General features: G+C 63.4%; 16 protein-coding genes. 8 read left to right on the forward strand and 8 right to left on the reverse strand.

Annotated elements, in window-relative coordinates:
- The 5 genes from VF515_14305 to VF515_14325 form a co-directional block, all read left to right on the forward strand.
- The coding region (locus tag VF515_14305; protein ID HEX7408803.1) for a c(7)-type cytochrome triheme domain-containing protein at positions 1-1,535 on the forward strand (1,535 nt) is incomplete at its 5' end.
- Complete coding sequence (locus VF515_14310) at positions 1,532-1,891, forward strand: cytochrome c3 family protein (protein ID HEX7408804.1); 360 nt, start codon at positions 1,532-1,534, stop codon at positions 1,889-1,891. The genes VF515_14305 and VF515_14310, both read left to right, overlap by 4 nt.
- The gene (locus VF515_14315) at positions 1,843-3,897 is read left to right on the forward strand and encodes a hypothetical protein (GenBank protein ID HEX7408805.1); all 2,055 of its coding nucleotides are present in this window, start codon (positions 1,843-1,845) and stop codon (positions 3,895-3,897) included. The genes VF515_14310 and VF515_14315 overlap by 49 nt, the downstream gene beginning before the upstream one ends.
- A 9-nt stretch (positions 3,898-3,906) precedes the next feature.
- The gene (locus VF515_14320) at positions 3,907-4,956 is read left to right on the forward strand and encodes a 6-bladed beta-propeller (GenBank protein HEX7408806.1); all 1,050 of its coding nucleotides are present in this window, start codon (positions 3,907-3,909) and stop codon (positions 4,954-4,956) included.
- Positions 4,953-6,767, forward strand: a complete 1,815-nt coding sequence (locus tag VF515_14325; GenBank protein ID HEX7408807.1) for a cytochrome c3 family protein — start codon at positions 4,953-4,955, stop codon at positions 6,765-6,767. The genes VF515_14320 and VF515_14325 overlap by 4 nt, the downstream gene beginning before the upstream one ends.
- Positions 6,768-6,865: 98 nt before the next feature.
- Here VF515_14325 and VF515_14330 read toward each other — a convergent pair whose 3' ends face one another.
- The 5 genes from VF515_14330 to VF515_14350 all read right to left on the reverse strand — a co-directional run bounded on the left by VF515_14330 (position 6,866) and on the right by VF515_14350 (position 11,792).
- Positions 6,866-7,168, reverse strand: a complete 303-nt coding sequence (locus VF515_14330) for a cytochrome c (GenBank protein ID HEX7408808.1) — start codon at positions 7,166-7,168, stop codon at positions 6,866-6,868.
- Positions 7,169-7,308: 140 nt separating this feature from the next.
- Positions 7,309-8,469, reverse strand: a complete 1,161-nt coding sequence (locus tag VF515_14335; GenBank protein HEX7408809.1) for a hypothetical protein — start codon at positions 8,467-8,469, stop codon at positions 7,309-7,311.
- Positions 8,466-9,620 (reverse strand): hypothetical protein, encoded by a 1,155-nt coding sequence (locus tag VF515_14340; protein HEX7408810.1) that lies wholly within the window; start codon positions 9,618-9,620, stop codon positions 8,466-8,468. Before VF515_14340 ends, VF515_14335 begins: the two co-directional genes overlap by 4 nt.
- A 63-nt stretch (positions 9,621-9,683) precedes the next feature.
- The gene (locus tag VF515_14345; GenBank protein ID HEX7408811.1) at positions 9,684-10,853 is read right to left on the reverse strand and encodes a glycosyltransferase; all 1,170 of its coding nucleotides are present in this window, start codon (positions 10,851-10,853) and stop codon (positions 9,684-9,686) included.
- A gap of 192 nt (positions 10,854-11,045) precedes the next feature.
- Complete coding sequence (locus VF515_14350) at positions 11,046-11,792, reverse strand: class I SAM-dependent methyltransferase (protein ID HEX7408812.1); 747 nt, start codon at positions 11,790-11,792, stop codon at positions 11,046-11,048.
- 206 nt (positions 11,793-11,998) lie between these two features.
- Between VF515_14350 and ilvD the strand changes: the two genes are divergently transcribed.
- Positions 11,999-13,870 carry a dihydroxy-acid dehydratase gene (ilvD, locus tag VF515_14355; GenBank protein ID HEX7408813.1) on the forward strand — a complete coding sequence of 624 codons (1,872 nt, stop codon included), beginning with the start codon at positions 11,999-12,001 and terminating at the stop codon, positions 13,868-13,870.
- A gap of 39 nt (positions 13,871-13,909) precedes the next feature.
- On the opposite strand, the gene VF515_14360 is transcribed toward ilvD, so the two are convergent.
- Positions 13,910-15,688, reverse strand: a complete 1,779-nt coding sequence (locus VF515_14360; protein HEX7408814.1) for an ABC transporter ATP-binding protein — start codon at positions 15,686-15,688, stop codon at positions 13,910-13,912.
- A gap of 12 nt (positions 15,689-15,700) precedes the next feature.
- On the reverse strand, positions 15,701-18,256 hold the full coding sequence (locus VF515_14365) for a glycosyltransferase (protein ID HEX7408815.1): 2,556 nt from the start codon (positions 18,254-18,256) through the stop codon (positions 15,701-15,703).
- A gap of 266 nt (positions 18,257-18,522) precedes the next feature.
- On the opposite strand from VF515_14365, the gene VF515_14370 reads away from it, so the two are divergent.
- Positions 18,523-19,056 carry a CBS domain-containing protein gene (locus VF515_14370; GenBank protein HEX7408816.1) on the forward strand — a complete coding sequence of 178 codons (534 nt, stop codon included), beginning with the start codon at positions 18,523-18,525 and terminating at the stop codon, positions 19,054-19,056.
- Positions 19,057-19,117: 61 nt separating this feature from the next.
- On the opposite strand, the gene VF515_14375 is transcribed toward VF515_14370, so the two are convergent.
- Complete coding sequence (locus VF515_14375; protein HEX7408817.1) at positions 19,118-21,724, reverse strand: M1 family aminopeptidase; 2,607 nt, start codon at positions 21,722-21,724, stop codon at positions 19,118-19,120.
- Positions 21,725-21,858: 134 nt separating this feature from the next.
- On the opposite strand from VF515_14375, the gene VF515_14380 reads away from it, so the two are divergent.
- Positions 21,859-22,401 (forward strand): archaeosortase/exosortase family protein, encoded by a 543-nt coding sequence (locus tag VF515_14380; protein ID HEX7408818.1) that lies wholly within the window; start codon positions 21,859-21,861, stop codon positions 22,399-22,401.
- Positions 22,402-22,432: the final 31 nt, after the last annotated feature.

Genomic DNA, 22,432 nt, shown 5'->3' on the forward strand with positions numbered 1-22,432 from the left:
CTGTCGCCATAGGCCTCATCCTTACTTTGGTCGCGTGCGCACCCGAGATGCGCTACCGCGTCCTCAGCACCGTCGTCGACGGCCTACCGTCGTATGAGGAATGGCTCAACCCGAAGCCGGAGGAGCGGGAGAAACCGCCAGTCGAGGAGGTGCATTATCGACAGGTGGAAGCGGTCCGCAAGTTGGTGAAGCAGCCGAGCCTCCAACAGTTGTTCACGGGGGACCGGCCAGGGATCGAAAAGTTGAAGACCTGGGAAAAGGTGCTCGATGCACTGCCGAGCAGCAAGGCCGGCGGACCGGATTGGAGCGCCGCCTTGGCCAAGAAGGTCATCGCGCCGCTGACTTCTCTCCAGCCGGGGCAACCGGGCATGGAGGAGCTGCCGCTCGACGTCGCCCTGAAGGGACCAATGCCGGTGACCTTTCCGCATGCGCCGCATACGCGCTGGTTGGCGTGCGACAACTGCCACACGGGAATCTTCGAGATGGCGGCGGGTACGGCCGAGATGACCATGAAGGATATCACCGGCGGTAAGTACTGCGGCGTCTGTCATGGCAAGGTCGCGTTCGAGACGACGCGGTGCGCGCGCTGCCATACGGCGCTCGAGGAGTTGGCGCTCGACGTGGCGCTGAAGGGCGTGATGGAAGTGAAATTCCCCCACGCCCCGCACACACGCTGGCTGCCGTGCGAGAGTTGCCATACGAGCATCTTCCCCATGGCGGGCGGGCAGACGACGATCACCATGGCCGACATCTCCAAAGGCAAGTACTGCGGCATGTGCCACGGCACGCTCACGTTCGGTCCGAAGCAGTGCGCCCGCTGCCATATGAAGCGTGAAGAAATGGCGCTCGACGTCACGCTGAAGGGCGATATGGGCGTGAAGTTCCCGCACGCGCCGCACACGCGCTGGCTGCCGTGCGAGGGCTGCCATACCAAGATCTTCCCGATGGCGGGCGGGCAGACGACGATCACCATGGACGATATCTCCAAAGGCAAGTACTGCGGCCACTGTCACGGCAGCATCGCGTTCGGCACCACGGACTGCGCCCGCTGCCATATCAAGCGTGAGGAAATGGCGCTCGACGTCGCCTTGAAGGGCGATATGGGCGTGAAGTTTCCGCACGCGCCGCACACGCGCTGGCTGCCGTGCGAGAGCTGCCATACCAAGATCTTCCCGATGGCGGGCGGGCAGACGACGATCACCATGGCCGACTTCTCCAGAGGCAAGTACTGCGGCGCCTGTCACGGGCGTGTCGTGTTCGGCACCGCCGAGTGTGGGCGCTGCCATGAGCCGCGCGAGGAACTCGCTCTGGACGTCTCCCTGAAAGGGGTGATGCCAGTGACCTTCCCGCACGCGCCGCACACGCGCTGGCTGCCATGCGAAAGCTGCCACACCAAGATTTTTCCCATGGCGGCAGGGACCACTGAGATCACCATGGATGCCCTCTCGAAAGGGAAGTACTGCGGATCCTGTCACGGCACGCTGGCCTTCGCGCTCAGCGAATGTGCGCGTTGTCATCCGGAGATGGCACAATGAACGGACGCGCGCGCAGCATTGTTCGCCTGACGCTGGTTGTGCTCCTGATGGGGGGGGCTGTCCTCTGTCGAACAGACGTCGCGGTTGGGCAAGCCGTTCTTGGGGACGTGCCGCTGAAGCGCACGGGTACGGACAGCCCGGGCGGGAGGCCGACGGCGGTGTTCCCGCACTGGCGCCACCGCTTGTTTTTCACGTGTAACGTTTGTCATCCTGCGATCTTTCCGATGAAAGGCGGCGAGACGGCGGTTACCATGGACGACGTGCAGGAAGGAAGATTTTGCGGCCTATGCCACAACGGAAAAATCGCGTGGGGCGTGTCTATTTCGGCGTGCGCCCGCTGCCACACGCGGCAGTGACGGGAGCGGACCATGGGCCGCGCTACCGCCCATCCGTTGTCTGGTATCGCCGCATCGTTCTGGAAGCCGTCGCCGTGCTGTTCGGCGTGGTCGGACCGGCCGCGGCGCAGCTGCTGTCGATCGGCGGATTGGATGGGCAACTGGGTTTCACCACTACTTTCGAGAACCAGGACATCTCGCATCCGCAACAACATCAACACCTCGACCGCCTCTACCTCGAAGAGCGGGGCGGGGTCCGGACGCGTGGCTACTTCTACGATCCCGACCTGCTGCGCTTCACGGCAGGGGTTGAACTCGGGTGGTTTGAGGACCGTATGAACAACAAGACCGACGGCACCTCGACCAGCCTCTCGGGGGACGGCTCCCTGACCGGGTTCGATGCCGACGTGAATGTGCTCGGCGCCAAGCCCTACGGTTTCGATGTGTTCGGCAACCGCAGCGAGGGCTTCACTCGCCGTGACTTCGCCGGGCAGGTGAAGACGAACCTGGAGCGGTACGGCTTCACCTGGCGTCTCCAGAACCTGCCGCTGCCCTCATACGTGACCGTCGAACAGCAGGATATCCGCCAGCGCTTCACCCTGATCCCCGCCGGCGTGCAGCAAGATGAACGGCGCCGCATGGTGAGCTACTACGGCGAGCGTCGGAGTAGCACGAGCACGCTGACGGTGGACTACCACTTCGACGATGTGTTGGATCGTGTCCTGACGCAGGGTGCCTACCAGGTACATTCGGGTGGTGTCTTCCACCTGTGGCGGTTTGGCGACTATCTGGACGACAACCTGGCGTCGAGCGCGCAGGCGTACAGCCGAGTTGGAGATGCGTCGGGCACCACGATTTTCGAGCACGAGGAACTACAGCTGCGCCACTCGCGCTATTTGACATCCAATTACGGCTACACCTTTGCCATGTTCAATCAGTCCGGCAGCGGCACCACCATGAGCCACAACGGCTTTGCGAACCTCCAGCATCAGTTCTACGAGAGTCTGACATCTTCCGGGAACGTGAATGTTGGCTACACCGAACTGTCGCCAGGGCAGGATGTGACCTACGGCGGCGGGCTCGGCTTGGGATATAGAAAGCAGCTTCCGTCGGACGCCACCTTCTTCGCGAGCGTCGGGACAGGCTACCAGCTCGATGACCGGACGGTGCCGTCCGGGCAGCTGGCTGTCATCGACGAGCCGCATGCGTTTCCCGCGGAGGATGACTTCCTGCTGGTAAACTTGAATGTGATAGACTCGACGATCGTGGTGACGGATCCCGACAAGCGCGTGATTTACCAGCCCCAGGTCGATTACCTCATCGACAATTCCTCGCCCCCTTTTACCCGGATACGCAATCTTTATCCGTTGGGCCGTATTCCGGCTGGCGGAGCGGTGCTGGTCAGTTACAGCTTCAAGGTCAGCGGAGCCTTGAAGGTGGGGAGCCGGCCCATCAACCTCAGCGCCGGTCTCGATTTCAAATGGCTCTCGCTCTTCTACAGTGGTCAGCGCCTCCGCCAGGATGTGTTCACCGGCAGCGCCAGCGATATACTCGGGCCGGTCAACGCCGACACCCTGGGGGTCGAAACGCACTGGCGTTCCGACTTGGGGGAGGCGCGGCTGCTGAACGAGTACCTGACGTACGATGCCAATGACCTCAGCTACCGGGCCTTCAGTTTCACTCAGAGCGCGCTGGGAAACCCGCGCCGTTGGCTCACGGTCGGGCTGACCGGGACCGAGAGCTTCTATGACTTCAGTGTGCCGCGACGTAACCGGACGTTCTTTAGCGAGCGTGGTAGTGCCGGATGGCGATCGCAGTTCGGCGTAACTGTCGATGCGTTCGTAGGGTTCCACTATCAACGCCAGACGGCCGTGCCACTCAACCAACTCGTGGAATTCGGCACGCACGCGCGCTGGATCGCCGGCCTGTTCACCCTGAGCCTCGGTTACGACCACGCTGTGCAGGACATCGGCGCATTCAGTCGGGTGGGCGACTTGGTCCGCTTCGACGTGATTCGGCGGTTTTAGATGAGAAGCGTGCGGCAGAAGCGATTCGCCCACTGGGCAGGTGCGATGGGTGGTGCGGTTGGCGTCTGTACCCTGACGCTGTTCGCCGGGTGTGACCGTCTGCATCCACAACCGAACGCGGCGGCGTCGCGGCCGCACGTGGCCTGGCCGGCACCGCCCGAACGGGAGCGCATCGAGCTGGTGCAAATCTTCCGCGCCCCTTCGGAGATCGGCATCCAGCGTCCGTTCTGGCGCCGGCTCGGCGACCTGGTGACGGGTGGCCGGGAAGCGCACCTGGTGCGGCCTGCTGGCGTTGCCGCCGCCAATAATATGATCGCAGTGGCTGACGCGGGCGGGGGCGCCGTTCACCTCTACGATCTCGAACGCCACCGCTTCCATGCCTTGTCCGCCTGTGGCGAGGCCAGATTGCGTGAGCCGGTAGCCGTGGCGTTTCTCAACGACCGTCTCTACGTTGCTGATGCCGGCACGGCTCGCCTCGACGTGTTCGACCTCGAGGGTGAGTGTGCCGGAGGTTGGAAGCTCGACGAAGGATCGCGTCCGGCTGGACTGGTTGCCGATGCTGCGCGTGGCCGTCTCTACGTGGCGAACCCCAGCGCTCACCAGGTGCTCGCGTTCGATGCGACAGGTGCCGTCGTGGCGCGCATCGGACATCGCGGCACCGGACCAGGTGAGTTCAATTACCCGGGCTGGCTGGCGCTGGATGCGCGGGGCCGGCTGTACGTCACCGACGCATTGAACTTCCGCATTCAGATCTTTGAGCCGGACGGCACCCTGGTCTCCACCTTTGGTCATCTCGGTGACGGCACGGGAGACTTCGCGCGGCCCAAAGGTGTAGGGATTGACCGGGACGGACACATCTACGTGGTCGACGCGCTTTTCGATGCGGTACAGATATTCGATACGCACGGGAATTATTTGTTGGGGTTCGGCCGGCATGGGACGCGTGAAGGACAGTTCTGGTTGCCCTCAGGTCTGACCATTGATGGCGACCGCATCTATGTGGTCGATTCCTACAACCAGCGCGTGCAGGTATTCCGCTATCTCGGGGGCGGTGAATGAATTCGAGGGTGCGGCTTTCTGGACTCGCGCTCGTGGTGGCGCTTGCATCAGCGCTCCCGGCGGGCGCCGGCATCGAGCGAACCCGGCACAACCTCACGGCAGCGGGGTCGGGACGGTTTCGCGGCGGCCCGCAGGCAAACCTCTGCACCTTCTGTCATACTCCGCACAACGCCAAGGCCACACGGGCGCTGTGGAATCACGAGCTGCCGGCCCAGACGTACACGCTCTATGAGAGCAGCACCCTCGAAGCCCAGTTGCAGCAGCCGACAGGCAGCTCGCGTCTGTGCCTCAGCTGCCATGACGGCACGATTGCGCTGGGAGCCCTGGTAGAGCATCCGGAGCCTTCCTTGGGGCCGCTCACCGGCCCGGCCGTGCTCGGCACTGATCTTTCCGATGATCATCCGATTTCGTTCGTTTATGACCGAGTGCTGGCGTCGCACCGACAGGGCCTCGCGGATCCGTCGACCTTGGTGGGGGCGGTGAAGATCGATGAGACCGGTCAGATGCAGTGCACCTCATGCCACGACCCGCACTCGGATCGCTATCCGAATTTTCTGGTCACTGACGTTGAGTATTCGCGGCTTTGCGTCACCTGCCATGAGTTGCAGTTCTGGCAAGATTCGGCGCACGCCACCTCGTCCGCCATGACGAAAGGGGCGGCGCCCCTCCCCGGGTGGGGCTTCCTCAAAGTCGCCGAAAACGGTTGCGCGAGTTGCCATCGCACGCATAACGCCGAGCACCCCGTGCGGCTGCTACGATCCACGACTGAGGAAGGGGTGTGCCTGGGGTGCCACAGCACTGGCGCGGCCAGTGGCCTGGTGGCGGAAAAGGATATCGGTGCGGAGTTTCTCAAGCCGAGCACGCACCCGATTGCTGCCTACACTGACGTTCACGATCCGGCCGAGAACCCGCTCGCCATGCCCGTACATGTCGAGTGCGTCGACTGTCACAATCCGCACCAGACTCGCAGGCGCAGCGTGACGGGCATTCTTGCCGGACCGCTCACGGGGGTCTCTGGGGTGGACATCACCGGCGGCGTCCGGCCGCAGGCCAGCTTCGAGTATGAGGTGTGCCTCAAGTGTCATGCCGTCGCCCAATCGCCTTCGCCGGTAGTCTTCCGCGTCGACGACATCACCAATGTGCGACTCAAGATCGATCCGGCAAACCCGTCATTCCACCCCATCGCCGCCGCCGGAAAGAATCCGCTGATCCACGGCCTGCTGCCCGGCATGACGGCTGCGAGCATCATCATGTGTACGAGTTGCCACAACAACAATGCCGCGCCTGGCGGCGGAACGCTGGTGCCGCGCGGGCCGCACGGATCGATCTATGCGCCGATCCTCCAGCGTGAGTACCGCCTCGAAGGCACATCGAGTCCCGAGTCATTCGATCTCTACGCCCTGTGCTACAACTGCCACGACCGCACGGTGCTCTTTCAATCACCCAGCTATCCTACACCGCCGTTGGACAGCGGCGGGGTGCACATCAAACATGTGCAGGAGCAGGGAGCGTCGTGCGCTGTCTGCCACGATGCGCACGGATCACGGAGCAACTTGCACCTGATCAATTTCATGACCTCCGATCGCAGCGGAAATCAGGTGGTGACGGCGTCGAGTGCTGGCCCCATCAAGTACCAGTCCCCCGGTGTCGGCAGCGGGAGTGGGAGCTGTACGTTGACGTGCCACTTCAGTGATCACAATCCGAAAGGCTACGGTACGGCAGCGTTGTCGGCGGGGAGGAAGTCGGCGGTGTTACAAAATAGCGCACCGACCTCGGCTGTTCCCCGCCCGGGCGGGCATGCTGGACATTGAGAAGATTGAGCCTAGGTACCAGCGCAAGGTCTGGTACCGGCGGGAGACGGCGATCAAGCTGGGATCCGCCGCCTCCCGCTCGTATGATCTGACGAATACTACTTCTTCAAGCCTACCAGGTACGACACCACGGCGCCCAGATCTTCGTCACTGAGGTTCGCCTTCGGCATCTTGGATTCCGGCTTCTTCGACTTCGGATCCTTGATGTACTCCTTCAAGTACGCCTCGCCCTTTGCTCCAGCGGCATCAAGTGCGCCACCGTTCTTCGCCATCGGTCCGCCTACGCCGCCGATGCTGTGGCACATCTTGCACTTCTTCTCGTATACTCCGGCGCCATCGGCTGCCCAGGCTACCTGAGAAAGAACCGCGAGAGCGGCGATGCCTAACAAAATCCGCTTCATAATGACCTCCTCCTAGGGGTTAGTGTTGTCTGCCCGTTTCCCATACCCGACACGGGGAAATAGCAAACTGGGCTGACGTGATCAAGATTGGCGATCGAAAATCCAGAGGTGCGCCGAATGGAACCATGCGTGATGTATTGTCACAAGCGACTGGTGAGATCAGTCAACACTTTACCCGCCTCGAAGTACTGTTTCGCCATCTCGCGCGCCGCTTGAGCGTTGGTCTCGTAGTCGGACGCGATGGAGGTGACGGCACGGATCGCGTCGTCGAGCCTTCGTACCGCGTACAGACCTTTGCCGGTGGGCAAGACACGCCCGAAGCCGGTGTCCTGGGTCACGACCGGGCGCCCCGCCGCCAGATAGCAGGCGCCGCGATCGCTGAACCATCCACTCGCCAGGCGTACATTGAGATCCTTGGCGACGGTGAATTCGCCCTTGGAGTGTCGGATGAAGTCCCGATACGTCAATGCATCGCGTGACACCGCAACCGGATCGGTGATCTCCCACCCGTGGTTCCGTAAGACCTCGGCGTCGTCGGGGGTCTTGTCGACGTCCATCGCCACCGTAAACGCTTCGCCGCTGCGTCCCGGAAGTTCGAGGAACGTCATCCATTCCGTTCGCTTGCTCCACGAGTACACCTGACCCTGGAAGTGGACGTCGCGGCGGCGTTCATCCCAGCGTCCGATGGTGGTGAATGGCGCCTGCACATCGGTCGGCAAAGGCGGCCAGAGTTCCACGGCAATCGGCTGGCGTGTTGCCTGCCAGGTGAAGCGGTCGGTGGGGATGGCACAGCCCGGCGAGCCGATGTTCTCGCCGAAGGTGAAGTGCAGATCGTGCTCCGCCAGCAACTCGCACAAGGCCGGATCACCTTCCGCCACACGGATCTGCGTGAAGGCTGGATCGATATCGACGAAGATCTTTACCTGCTTCCGGCGTCGCGGTACGCGGTTGACCGGCGCGAGTGTGATCACCGCGCGGGCATCGCTCAGGAGCGCATCCGTTTCGGCACGGCTAAGGCCAGAATACCGGTCCTGGCCTGTATCCCAGAACACCCACCGATCACCGAATCCGAAGCGCTGGAAGAAATCCGCCGCGAACGCGATGCCGGCATCCGGCAGGACGCGCATGTTGCCGGTGAGCGGATCGAAGCAGTCGCCGTAATAGGCGGTGTCCTCATAGAAGTACGGGTCAAATCCGATGGCGCGCAACCCGAGCAGATAGTGCAAGACCTGCCAGGCGTAGCCGCCGAGCGGACACCGCACCAGATAGCCGGCGAGAACGATCTTGTCTGCGTGTCTCACAGCCCCGCCAGTAGCGCCAAGCGGCTGAGCACGCGGCGGGCATCCAGGTGCTCGCGGGCGAAGGCGCGTGCGGCAGCGGCATGGCCCGCGTAATCGTGCTCGACCGTCTCAAGCGCCTCGGCTGCGGTCTCGAGGTCGGTGAAGGTCAGCAGTCCCATGCCCGTCGGCACATACGAACCGATGCCGGTGTCCTGCATGATCACCGGACGCCCGGCGGCGAGATAACAGGCGCTTCGGTCGCTGAACCACCCGGTGCGGCCGGCGGCATAGCCGTGTTTGACCACGGTGAACTCACCGCGCGAGCCGCAGAGGTACCCGCGGTACGCATCTGGTGTGGCGCAGTGCTCTCGTGGTGTGACCAGGCGCCAGCCGTTTCCTTCCAGCTTGCCGTAGTCGGGCTCGGTGGGATGAATCGCGAGGCATAGTTCCAAGGGAACCGACACCCGGCGCGGGAGCTCGATGAGACGCATGAACTCCTCCGCCTTCTGACCGTACCACTCGCCTTTCCACTCCACGGGACTGTATCCCCGCCAGTCGGCCACGGTGGTGTACGCTGGACCCGCGGGCGCCGTCGTGGCCCACTCGTCGAGCACGACAGGAGGTAGAGTTGTCTGCCAGCGGATGCCACAGGTTGGCAGCGGACAGTCCGGCGCGCCCAGATTCAACCCGACGGTGACGTGCACGTCGTGACCCGGCAGGTTCATGTCCACACCGTACTGCTCCTGCCAGATCTGAACGAAGCCTGGGTCGAGATCCAAATACATCCGGCGGCGCACCGCGCCGAGGACGGAGGTGAGGTGGAAGCGCCCAGAGCCGTTGATCAGTAGATCAGTGTCGCGCGCCAGGGTCTCGACCTCCGAGCGTGTCAAGCCGACAGAGCCGGCGCCCTCCCATTCCAGCAGGGCGGCGTGATCGATGAGGTTGAAGCGCTCCATCACGTGGCGGAAAAAGCGGGCGTTCGCCGAAGTGCCGAACGGTGCCGGCTTCCAGTCGTCGTCGACGCACTGTTTCGCATCGATATGCTCGACGTAGTAGGTGTCAAAGCCGAGCTGCCGGAATCCGAGGACGTACTGCAAAAACGCCCAGGCGTTGCCGGCACCCCCCAGCGGATGGGACGCGATCGCGCCGGTGATCATGATCCGCTTGGCCATTGTGTCCTTGTTTTTCTGCTCTTTTCCCTCGTCCTCTGGGAGAGGGCCAGGGTGAGGAGGCGATTAGACGCCGGCATCATTCAAGAGTCGTTGTAGCACCAGGTTAGCAGTAAACTCCCGTTGCGCGACGGCACGCGCCGCTTCGCAATGGTGCCGATAGCTGGTTTCAATGTTCTCGATGGCGGCAACGGCTTCGTCGATGGTGCTGAAGGCGAACAGGCCCTCGCCCGTCGGATAGTAGTTTTTGAAGCCGGTATCTTGCACCACCACCGGTTTGCCGAGCGCGAGGTAGGCGGCGCTACGCGTACTGAACCAACCGCTGCGCGAGGCGACGTACGCGTTCTTCGCGATGCTCCACTCACCCCGCGAGCTGCGGAGGTAATTGCGGTAGGCGTCGAGGGTCGAGGATTGCTCGTAGGCATCGATGATCTGCCAGCCGCGCCGGTGCAGTTGGTCGCGTGGGGCGGCACCGGAGAGCGCGATCTGCAGCGGTACGGACACGCGCGAGGGGAGGTCGATGAACTTCATGAACTCGACGTCCTTACCGCCGTAGGTGATGCCGGAGAGGTTCGGCAACGTCACGTCGGTTTTCCACGACATCACGGTGGTGTAGTGGCGCGCGTTGGCGTCGAACGCGAACGGCCAATCCTCCAGCACAATCGGCTGTCGGGTCGGTATCCAGTCGAGGCCACAGCTGGGGATGGCGCAACTCGGATCGTTGACGTTCTCGGCGAAGGTGAAAAAGCAATTGTGGGCGCGAATGAGCCCCACGGAATACGCCTGGTCGTCGGTTGCCGTCCCTTGCTCGACCGCGAGAAGTTTTGCCTGGCTGTAGCAGGGATCGCTGTCCAGGTACGCGATCCGGCGTGCGCCCCGATAGGCGTCGCGCAGCCAGCAGGCGCCGGACAGGTTCAGGAAGAGGTCCGCGCCCGAGCAGAAGCGCTCAACTTGCGCCAGTGTTGCGCCGTGGTACGTACCGTCCGGGGCGCGCAGCGACCAGCGCTCACGCATGTCTTCTCCGGCGCGGGCCAGAGTCGCTGCCAGATGGGCGACGTTGAAGCGCACATTATCGGTGAAGGTATTGGCGCGCGGGTCGTAGAGCCACTGCCCGGTATCCTCGAGGTAGAACACCTCGTGCCCGAGCCGGCGAAAGCCGCTGATGTAGGCAAGGTAGTCCCAACCGACACCGCCCAGGGGATAGCTCGCGATCAGCCCGGTCACGACGATCTTCATGCCGCTTCCTTTGTGACCAGACGCTTCCCTCCTGTCAATCGAGACTGTCGATAAATGACCGGCCGCTGGTTTCGTATACCGTATTTTCCGCGTGCTTCCGTAGCGGCGCAGCATGCTGCGCCCCTACATTCAAAGAAAAGCGACAGACTGAATCGCGGGAAGCCGATATATATGCAGCGGGCCGCTTGCGGGTCACGCATGCTGGGGCCGGCACCCGCCGAAGACGGCCAGCTCAAACACCTTGAAGTAGCAGTCGACGTCTTCAAAGCCGCAGTTCCGCAGCCACTCGCACTGCGACTCGACGGGCGCCAGGATGTTGGCGGCCTTGTCCGGCCGGTGGACGAATTCCTCGGCGACTTGTGCACGGGTCCTCTCCGAGCCCTGCTGCGCCTGGAAGGTGTGCAGCGAATCGATCATGAGATCGTCGGCGATCGTTCCAAGCCACGCTGTGCGGGAGGCCACGTGCTCCACGTTGATGAACATGCCACCCGGCGCCAGCACGGCGAAAATCTCCCGGTACAATTCGCGCTTGCGTTGATCCGGCAGGTGATGGATGGCGTAGCCGGAGACCACGACGTCAAAAGGCGTTCGGCTGACGACGGCGCGAACCCACTCGGGGTTGCCCAGATCGGCGACGACGAAGTCCGGACAGGGATCGTGGTTGCCCAACTGCCTGCGTGCTTCGTCGAGCATGGGTTCGGAAAAGTCGACCAAGGTGCAGCGCGCCCGCGGATGGCGCGCAAGGATGGCGCCGGCGAGCACGCCGCTGCCGCATCCCAGGTCGGCGACGCGGGTGACCGGGAGCCCCCGCGCCTCGATCACACGCAGCATCGCCTCGATCTGTTCCGCGGCGAAAGGGATCCCGCCCCGTACCCCATCGAGAAAGGTCCGGACCAACGCCGCATTCTTCCAGATCGCACCGGCTCGTTCCGTTGCCATTCTCCTCGGGGCTCGCCTGCGAGCACAATCCGGCGTTTCGGTTGCCGGGTCAAGCGGTTTGCGTCTCAGGGGCAGTGGGATCGTTTCTGATGTGCTCCTAGGACCAGACCTCAGCCGTACCCGACGCTCAGCGTGGCTGCTTGCCGATCTCCGTGAGACTGGCGCCGCTGTTGTCGCAACGGCGGCATTATGGCTACATTACGTCCATGAACTCATACCGTAGCCGAATTACGACACACGGCCGCAACATGGCCGGTGCGCGTGCGCTGTGGCGCGCCACCGGCATGACGGACGCCGATTTCAACAAACCGATCATCGCCATCGCCAACAGCTTCACCCAGTTCGTTCCGGGGCACGTGCACCTGCACGACGTTGGGCAGCGGGTCAAGAAGGTGATCGATGCCGCAGGAGGGTACGGCGCCGAGTTCAACACCATTGCGGTGGACGACGGCATCGCCATGGGACACGGCGGCATGTTGTACTCGCTGCCGAGCCGCGACCTGATCGCCGACAGTGTCGAGTACATGGTGCAAGCGCATGTGGCCGACGCACTGGTGTGCATCTCTAACTGCGACAAGATCACGCCGGGCATGCTCATGGCGGCCATGCGGCTCAACATCCCGGCCATCTTCGTCTCCGGTGGCCCGATGGAAGCCGGCACCTCCGCGGGGACGCATGATGCGCAGGGCAAACCGCTCAAGCTCGACTTGGTCGACGCTATGGTGGCGGCCGGGGACCGTGCCATCAGCGACGAACGGCTGCAGGACATGGAACGCTCCGCCTGTCCCACGTGCGGCTCGTGCTCCGGCATGTTCACCGCCAACAGCATGAACTGCTTGTGCGAGGCGCTCGGCCTCGCCCTGCCCGGGAACGGCACGGTGCTCGCCACGCACAAGGCCCGCTGGCAACTCTTCGAGGAAGCGGGGAAGCAGATCGTGGCGCTGGCCCGCCGCTACTACGTCGACGGCGACGACAGCGTCCTGCCGCGAAGCATTGCGACGATGGGTGCCTTCGAAAACGCCATGACCCTCGATATCGCCATGGGCGGCTCAACCAATACCGTCCTGCATATCCTCGCTATCGCACACGAGGCTGGCGTACCCTTCACGATGCAAGACATCGAGCGGCTGTCTCACCACGTTCCCAACGTCTGCAAGGTGGCGCCGTCGTCCAGCTACCACGTCGAGGACGTCAACCGGGCCGGCGGTATCTTCACGATCCTCGGCGCGCTCGATCGCGCCGGGCTCATGCACCGCGAGGCCGGCACTGTGCACGCGGCGACTATCGGTACGGCCATCGATCTCAACGACATCCGGCGGCCAACGGCGACTGCGGCCGCGAGACAGCGAGCCCTGACTGCGCCGGGAGGTGTGCGGACGACCGTGGCGTTTTCACAAGACAAACACTACGCCACGCCGGACACCGATGCCGTTGGCGGCTGCATTCGCGATGTGGAACACGCCTACAGCGCGGATGGCGGGCTGGCGGTGCTGTACGGGAATCTCGCCGAAGACGGCTGCATCGTGAAGACGGCGGGTGTGGATCAGTCGATCTGGCGGTTCGAAGGGCCGGCGCGCGTTTTCCACTCGCAAGAGGCCGCGTGCGAGGCCATTCTCGGCGACCGCCTCAAACCGGGCGACGTCGTCGTGATTCGCTACGAGGGTCCCAAGGGTGGCCCGGGAATGCAGGAGATGCTGTACCCTACCTCGTACATCAAGTCGAAGAATCTTGGGAAGGTGTGCGCCCTGATCACGGATGGCCGCTTCAGCGGCGGCACCTCGGGGCTGAGCCTCGGCCACGTCTCTCCCGAGGCGGCCGAAGGCGGAGCCATCGGGCTGGTCGAGGAAGGCGATCGCATCCGCATCGACATCCCCAACCGCCGCGTCGATCTGCTGGTGGAACCGCAGACACTCAAAGCCCGACGGGTGGAGATGCTTGGACGCGGCGCCCAGGCGTGGAAGCCGACGGGTCGCACCCGCGCGGTATCAGGCGCACTGCAGGCGTACGCGCTGTTGACCACCAGCGCGGCGCGCGGCGCCGTCCGCGACCTGGAGCAGGTCGCCGGCCGGCGGAAGTAGCCTGCCGCCGGTGTCGTCGTGCCGGTGGCTCACTCCTTGTTATGAAGCGGCGGACCGTTGTGCCGCAGACGGCTTGAACTGCATCTGGTAAAGTGACGCGAACGCGCCCTGCCGTTCGAGCAGCTCTTCGAAGGTGCCACGCTCGGTGATGGAGCCGTTCTGCAGCACCACGATCTGGGCGGCGCGCCGCACGGTGCTCAAGCGGTGCGCGATGACGAAGGTGGTGCGGCCTTGCACGGCCTGTTCCATGGCCTCCATGATCGCGGCTTCCGTGGCCGTGTCGACCGACGAGGTCGGTTCGTCGAGGATCAGGATGGGCGCGTCGCGCAGCAAGGCCCGCGCAATGGTGAGCCGCTGGCGCTCGCCTTCGGACAGGGTCACTCCCTGTTCTCCAATGACGGTGTCGTAGCCGTCGGGCAGGCGCTGGATGAAATCGTCCGCCTGGGCCATCCGTGCGGCACGGTGTATGTCTTCGAGGCTGGCGGCCGGACGCCCGTAGGCGATGTTGTCACGCAGGCTCAGGGGGAACACCATCGGTGGCTGCAACACCATGCTGACGTGCCGCCGCAGCGAGGCGAGCGTGAACTCGCGCACGTCGCTTCCGTCAATCAGCACCTGCCCCGCAGACGGATCGTAGAAGCGTGGAATCAAGCTGACCAGCGTGCTCTTGCCCGCCCCCGTCGGTCCGACGATGGCGATGACCTGTCCCGGCTCCGCCTCCAGAGTGATCTGGTGCAGCGTCTCGCGACCCTTCGCATAGCCGAAGGAGACATCGACGAACTGGACGTGCCCGCGTGGAGGCGTGCGGAACTCCCTCGTTCCTTCTGCCACCGCCGGCTCGCGGTCGAGCACTTCGACGACACGCGCCATCCCCGCCTTGGCGCCTTGGACGGTGCCGTAGGTCTGGATGAGGGAGTTGATCGGCGCGTAGAGCGAGGCGAGATAGCTCACGAAGACGACCATGTCACCTATGGTGAGGTCATGTTGCCAGACGTGTCGCGCTCCGACCCAGAGAACGGCGGCGGTGCCGAAGGCCAGGACGAGGTTGGCGCCCGCCCCGTACGCCGTCTGCAGCATGTAGAGGCTCAGGCTCATGCGGAGGCTGGCGGTGCTCTGGGTGACGAAGGCACGGTGCTCCTCCTCTTCCTTCGAGAAGGCTTGCACCACCTTGATGGCCGACATGCCACGCTGGACGAGTTGATACACGGCGCTTTCGCTCTCTCGCGCGCGTTGCGCCACCTCCGTGATCCGCCGGTTGAGCAGGAGAATGGCGACGAATAGGAAGGGGCAAACGGCGAGAGCCACCAGTGTGAGCAGCCAATCGAGCCGCACCATGACGACGAACATTCCGATCAGCAATATGGCGGCGGAGAGGATGGGGAACAGCCCGTTCATTGCCAGAGTCTGAATGGCGTAGGTGTCCCCGGTGACGCGATAGATGAGATCCCCGACCGACGCCCGCGAATGGAACGACAGTGAGAGACGTTGCAGGTGCTGGTACAGGCGGCTGCGCAAGTCGTTGACCATGCCCTGGCCGATGGAGATGGTCGTGAAGTTGGTGAGGACACTGATGCCGCCCAAGCAGCCGTAGATGACGACCAGCCCGGCGGTGGCGAGTAGCAGCAGGGCAGGGGGGCTCATGCCCGCAACGACAGGCCACGGCGGTGGCGTGCGCGGCAAAACGTAATCGATGACGATTTTGAGCGGCCAGGGTTTCAGGATCTCCAAGAAGCTCAGCGCGATCACCTGGATCACCGCGAAGAGGAAGGCGCCGCGGTACGGTCGCAGGTAGCGTGCAACTTGGCGGGCGAGGCTCATTGTCGCTTGCGTTCACTCGGCCGCGGCGCCTTCCACGGGCGTGAGCTGGATCTGCTTGGCGACGATTTCGATGACGTGGTACATGACCCGCCCGAGCCGGTAGTTGTCGTAGGCAACCACGACGAGATTGAGGGATCCCAGCAGCAGCGCCACCTCTTCGATCTCCGCCAGGCCGGCGAACCAGCCGACGATCGCCAGTGCGGCGAAGCCGAGCAGGGAAATGCGCGACAACAGCGACTCGCGCACCCGACAGCGGGTCCGAAAGAAGCGCTTGCTGCCCCCATGGTTCTCCACGGCCACCTTCAAATCGGCCTTCGACCAGATCCCCTGGTAAATCGTCACGTCGCGATCATTCCAGCCCTGATCGACGGCGATGAGGTACTTCCGGGGCAGTAGAAACTGCATGACCGCGTGCAGCAGGTTCTCCTTTTCCAATGCATTCTCCGACCAGTAGCGCAGGAAGAACTGGCGCTCGAGCCATTGCACCCGGGCGGGTTGGGAAGGCTCTTCGAAGTGAATCCGGGCCACGTTCGTCATGCCCTGTATGCGATAGAGGTAACGCTGCAGACTGCGCACCAGGGGGCCGAGATAGATGAGCACCGTGATGAGCAGGCGGCTGCCGACGCCGTCGTAGCGCGGGTCGACCTTTGCCCGCCAGGCGCGGCCCCCGGCCCAGATGAAGGCGGTGAACAGCGGCAAGCCGGCGAGGAACTCATGCCGGCCCGCGACCGCCGCTCCGATGAGCAACACCAACGCGATCAGGTTCCACTCCAAGGTGAAGGGCAGGTATGACAGCAGCGACGATGACGGTTCGTAGAGGGTTTGGAACAGCCCGCGCCCGAAGACGCCGTGGTAAATCACCGGACGACGAGAGAACAGCGACATGCCCAGATCGCCGTAGATCCGGCCGATCCACTGCGATTGCCCGAGCATGTTGAAGCGGAACGGGTGCTTGAAATACAGCTGCGCCTCCGCCTTGCCGTAGCCCATCTGCTGCTTCAGATAGGCTTTGATGGTGTTGCGCCGGAAGTGCCACACCATGGCGGCCGGACTGAAGGCGATCGGGTAGCCATGGTTTTGAAAACGCCAGCACATATCCACGTCGTCACCCGCGGCACGGTAGATCGGATCAAAACCGCCAACCTCGTCGAAGGCGCTCTTGAGGAAGGCCATGTTACACCCCGGAATGTGCTCGGCCACTTCGTCGTCGATCAGGACATGCGTCGGCCCGCCCGGAGAGGCCGCAACGCACGCCGGGACGCGCGCATCCTCGGGCGGAGGCAAGTTGGGTCCACCCACGGCAACGAATCCTCCATGCACGAACTTGTAGGCCAGGTAGGTGAGCCAGTCGGGATCGACGACGCAGTCGGAATCGGTGAAGGCGACAATCTCCCCTGAGGCGTTCTCGATGCCCACATTGCGCGCGACGCTCAGCCCCTTGTTCTCCTGGGAGAAGAGGCGCACCTCCGCATAGCGCTGGCTGATCTCGAGCGTGCGATCGGTGGAGCCGTCGTTGACGACGATGACCTCGTAGTTCGGGTAACGCAGCGTGCGCAATGATGCCAGACACGCGTCCATGGTACGATCGGCGTTGTAGGCGCAGATGACCACGGAGATGCGCGGCGGGCGGTCAAGCGGCGGCGGCAACTGACCCGCGTACAGCTTCTGTACGACATGATAGGCGGGCTTCTTGTGGCGCTCGCGGTCCACCAACCCGAAGGCCCAATCCTCCACCTGAAAACCGCCCGTGAACCAATCGTCCGTCCAGGCGAAGACCACCGTGCCGGCGACGCCCGATTCGAACGCGGCGCGCACCTGCCAGGAGAGGATCTGCGCCTGCTCCGCCGCGCCTTCACGCATGGAGTCGATGCCGAACTCGGTCAGCACCAGGGGCTTGTCCTTGGCGAGGTTCTGCAGGCGCGACAGATACCGGCGAAAATCTCTCTCGCGGTGCAGGTACACGTTGAAGGAGATGAAATCGAGGAAGTCGAGGTCGAGGTATTCGGTTGGCGGAAAGTTGGCGTAGCTAACCAGCACCTCGGGTTCGATGCCCTTCACCACATCGTAGAGTTGGCGCAAGAAGGCTTTTACCCGCTCCGGTTGGTGCCAGCGCACGACGTCCGGCGGAATCTCGTTGCCGATGAGGAACGCAAAGACGGCGGGATGGCGCCGGCACGACTCGACGCCGGCGGTGATCTGCGCGCGGATCTCCTGCATCACGTCCGGTTCGTCGAGAAAACAGACGTGCTCGGTCCACGGCAGGCCCACCAGCACGCCGAGGTCGTGTTCCTCGGCGAGATCGAGCAGCCACTCCGGCGGCGGCGTGAAGGTCCGAAAACAGTTGGCGCCGAGATCACGCATCAAGGCGAAGTCGCGCCGCACCATGTCGCGCTCGGGAAACTGCGCCCCGTGTGATGCCTGGACGAACGGGCCGTATGAAACGCCACGCAGGAAGAACTTTTCCTCGCCGCGGAAAAAGAACTTGCCGCTGGCACGCGGGCGCGTCCCGCCTTCTTCAGCATCCAACCGCCGCTCTACCAATGCTGTTGCACTCGTCCCAGGTACCATATGCTTGTCATCACACGCCGTCGGGTGGCGAAAAGATTTGACCCGAAGGCTGCCGGTATCGATCGGGCTGCTAGCCTCCGAGAACGACGGAATGTCGCCAGGGGTCGGTCATCGATTGAAGGTGTTACCTAGCATCACGGGGCGGGAATGCAAAGCGTGCCAGGATTTCCGCCCCACGCCGGCCACACGTCCTTCCAGTGAGACGGTGTGTCCCTTCGTGGTCAGGGGATGCTATAATTCACTCACAATACAGCGTGAGGTTGGCCATGGACGAAGACATCATTCTCGAGGAGGAGGCGATTGCTGACGAGCGGGCAGCGGAGGCCGCGCGATTGGGAACCGTGGTCCTGCACCATCCGATCCGTGAACTGGCGAAACTGAAGCCGGTGATCTGCGTGCCGCCGGGGACCAGCGTACGCACGGCCATCGGCCGCATGAACGCACAGAGCGTCGGGTGCGTCCTGGTCGAAGAAGACGGACGGCTCATTGGCATCTTTACCGAACGCGATGTGCTGACCAAGATCGTCGGTACGAACCTCGACATCGACCGGACCAGCGTGAATGCGGTGATGACGCGCGATCCGGAGTCGCTTCGCCTGGACGATCGGCTGTCGTACGCGCTCAACAAGATGAGCGTCGGCGGCTTTCGTCACATTCCTCTGGTGGATGATGATGGCCACCCCGTTGGCGCGGTTTCGATGCGTAACGTGGTGGACTACATGGTCGATCTGTTTCCCGCCGAGGTGCTGAATTTGCCACCGGAGCCGCGGGGCATCGCCCGCGCCCGCGAAGGGGCGTGAGATGACGCGTGATGCGTGATCCGTGATGCGGAGATCGATTCGGGGCGTCACGGATCACGCATCACGGCACGTCTTCCACCTGGCCGTCGGAGACACGCACGCGTTTCAACGCCCGGTTTGCCGGAAGTATCCAACGCTGATCGGCTGAGGCCTTGGTTGCGACCGCGACGATGGAATCGGAGCCGACCCAGGTCAACGAGCCGAGATCGGTGTCGGGCACGTCGATGGTGCGGACGGTGCGATCACTCAGTCGCAGCACATAGAGACGGCCGCGACAGTTCGGATAGTCCAGTTCAGGCGCCGCGGTGAACCCCAACTGTGCGCCGTCGGGAGACAGCGCGAGGTCGGAGATCGCGGCCGCCCCGGCTGCAAGCCGCGTGATCGAACCCGAATCGACCGGGATATCCCAGATCTGCCAGTCCCAGCTGCCGCCGACGACAGCGTACAGGCGTGTCCCGTCCATTGCCCAGCGGTACAGCATCCGATCTCTGTCCCACGACAGCAGTGAACGGTCGTCATCGCCGTCTCGGCTGGCTACCCGGAGTTCGACCCGGTTGCCACGCGCGGCGCTGTACGCCAGACGTGCGCCATCGGGGGAAGGAAGCGGCTGCTCCAGCGAGTCGCCCTGCCGCTGCACCACGGTCGACTCCGAGCCGTCAGCGGCGAACCGAACGATACGGTCATGCTGTGCGGCATAGATGGTTCCGTCGGCGGCTGCGGCAGGGGCTGTGCCGCGGCCGATGGTGCGCTGTGCTCCCTCGGCTGCCAACGTGACGATTGCGGGTAGGGCGTCCGGAGATTCGGCATAGCTCACGATCAGCCGTGATCCGTCCGCTGACCACGATGGTGGTGCAGCCATGCCGCGGGCGAAATCCCAGGTGTGCTGTGTTCGTCCGTCGGCGGCGATATGTCCCACCGAGGCCCGCATCCAGGGGAAGGGTTCACCACGGGTGACGGCAAGGTCGCCGCGTGGCGAAGCCGTAACGTGCACGGGAGCAGCGGCGCGAGGATAACGGTTGTTCTCGCGCTGTACGTCGGCCCACACCAGCGATGGGTCGAGCACGGCGTAATCGGCGCCCGCTTCGAGCTTCATCCGGTCGCCGAGATGCACGCTGGTACGAGCCGGCTGGTCGCCATCAGCTTTCTTGAACGTCCACAGATCGATGTCTCCAGGGACCGGTGCAGAGCCCAGGTTGCTGACGGTGATCTCCGACTGGCTGTTGGCGTCGAGCGACAGATCTGCGAGATGGTCAGAGCGGACCCAATCGGCGAAATACGGCTCCAGGTCTTGCTGACTGACCTCCTGCATCACGTTTTGCAGATCGCGATCGGTGGCCTGTTGGAGCTTGAACCGCTCCAGGAATTGCCGCAGGCCGGAGAAGTAGACGTCGTCGCCGAGTTTCTGCCGCAGCATGAGCGCTACGTACGCGCCCTTGCGGTAGATCGTATCGCCGGCTGACGACTCGGCAAGGGCGTTGTCGAGCACGGACATCTGCGCGATCACGCCGTGGCGGGCCGGATCGAAGAACTCCTCGCTGCGGCGCCGCCGCAAGGCATCGGCGCCGAACTCGGCTTCGCTGGCGACCAGGCTGGAAAGCTCCGACAGCCCTTCGACCAGCCATTCCCCGCCGGTTCCTGGCGACAACCACTTTTCCGCCACCGTGCCGCCCCACCAGTTATGGGCGATTTCGTGCGCCGTGGCCGCGAAGCCGTAGTCTCCCGTCCGGAAGTAGCGAATGGACAATCCCATCAGGCCTGAGCCGTCGTTGAAGCCACGCCGGAGGTTGCGGTCGATGAACAGCGTGACGCGGTGAAAGCCGGAGGCGCCGTAACGTTGCTGCAGAATCCTGTCGGCATCGCTCATGAAGCCGAGCAGGCGCGTGGTGTCGAGTTGGATGTCGGGCGACAGGTACAGGCGGTAGGTGGTGCCGTCGACCTCTCTGGTGGTCATGCGGTATTGGCCGGCGACCAGGGCCAAGCCGGCGACCGGCCGCTCGCTCGTCCAGTGTGTCTGGCGCAAGTCGCCGCGTGGGAGGGGCTCGGCCTCCGCGCTGTTGTGCACGACGGTCATGGTGGCCGGTAGTGTGGCTGTAACCTCGGCGTTGAAGAAGCCCTGGAGGTCGCTGGGGTACCAAAATGAATCGACGTTGAGCAGCACCCGCTCTGGATTCAGGGAATTGGAGGCACCGCCAAACGTGCCGGTGATGGGTGCGCCGTCGTAGTCAAGAGTCAGCTGTACGGATCCACCTTTCGGAACGGGAGCGCCCACATCGACGATGGTGAGCAGCCACAGTTGGTAAATCGACGCCGGTCGCGAAGTCTTATCAGCACCGGCGACTCGCCCGCGGCGAATACGCAAGCCATCGTTCAGCAGAAAATAGAAACGCTGGCGAGAGTCTTCCAGGCTCTCGACAACGAGCGTCGCCCTCCCCATCAGCTGTCCTGCGGTTGGATTTACCTGGACGTCCAACGTGAGGTGTTGGGTGCGCTGCCCGGCAACCAGCTGCCCAACTCGTGCCGCGGCGAACCGTATCAGCGTCAAGCTCTTCCCGGTCACCGCGAGATATGCCGCGATGCTCGCACCAACGATGAGCAGCAACAGCAGAACGGCCAGGACGGAAACGACGTGCTTGATGACGCGCACGGCACCGCGGATTCGGGAGGTCATTGGAGCGGACCATACGGGTAGGACTGCGCTGCTGTCAATGTGCGGCGGTGTTTCCGGTGGTCAATTTGACTTTGGTCGATGACACCGTAGAATTGGGCGCGATCTCACATGGTTGAAATCTGCTGTTGGGCAAGATGTTGAAATCTCTGAGCGCCCTCTTGGGCCCCTACTGGCTGACCATTCGGGTGGTTGGAACGTTCGTTCTGCTGATCGCGTTGTTTTTTGTGCTCCTGACGTATAACCCGATCGTGAAGCGGATCGACATCGCCCAGATGCTGGCGCAGGTCAGTGCGTGGCTCAGCTGGCTGTTCTTGCGAGGCCTTGGCGCCATCATTGGTTTCCCGGTCCGCATCGACGGAACCAATCTAGCCTCCGGTGATTTCATCGTCGACGTCAGCCCAGCCTGTTCGGGGGCGGTGCCCAGCATGATCTATTTGGCGGCCGTGTTTGCCTTCCCGACAAGCCTGCGCGCGAAACTGATCGGCGCTGGAATGGGCGTGGGCATCATTCACGGGGTCAACGTGCTCCGCGTGGTTGCGCTCTTCATCGTCGGGCTGTTCTTCAAAGAGTACTTCCACGAAACTCACGTATACATTGCCCAGGCATTGGTGGTGGCGATCGCCGTGGCGACGTGGCTCTTCTGGGCGGGACGGTTCGCTGATGCGCCTGGGCATTAAACCCGCCGTCTTCCTGGCCCGGCTGCTGGTC

The sequence above is a fragment of the Candidatus Binatia bacterium genome, assembly GCA_036382395.1.
Taxonomy (GTDB): Bacteria; Desulfobacterota; Binatia; order HRBIN30; family HRBIN30; genus JAGDMS01.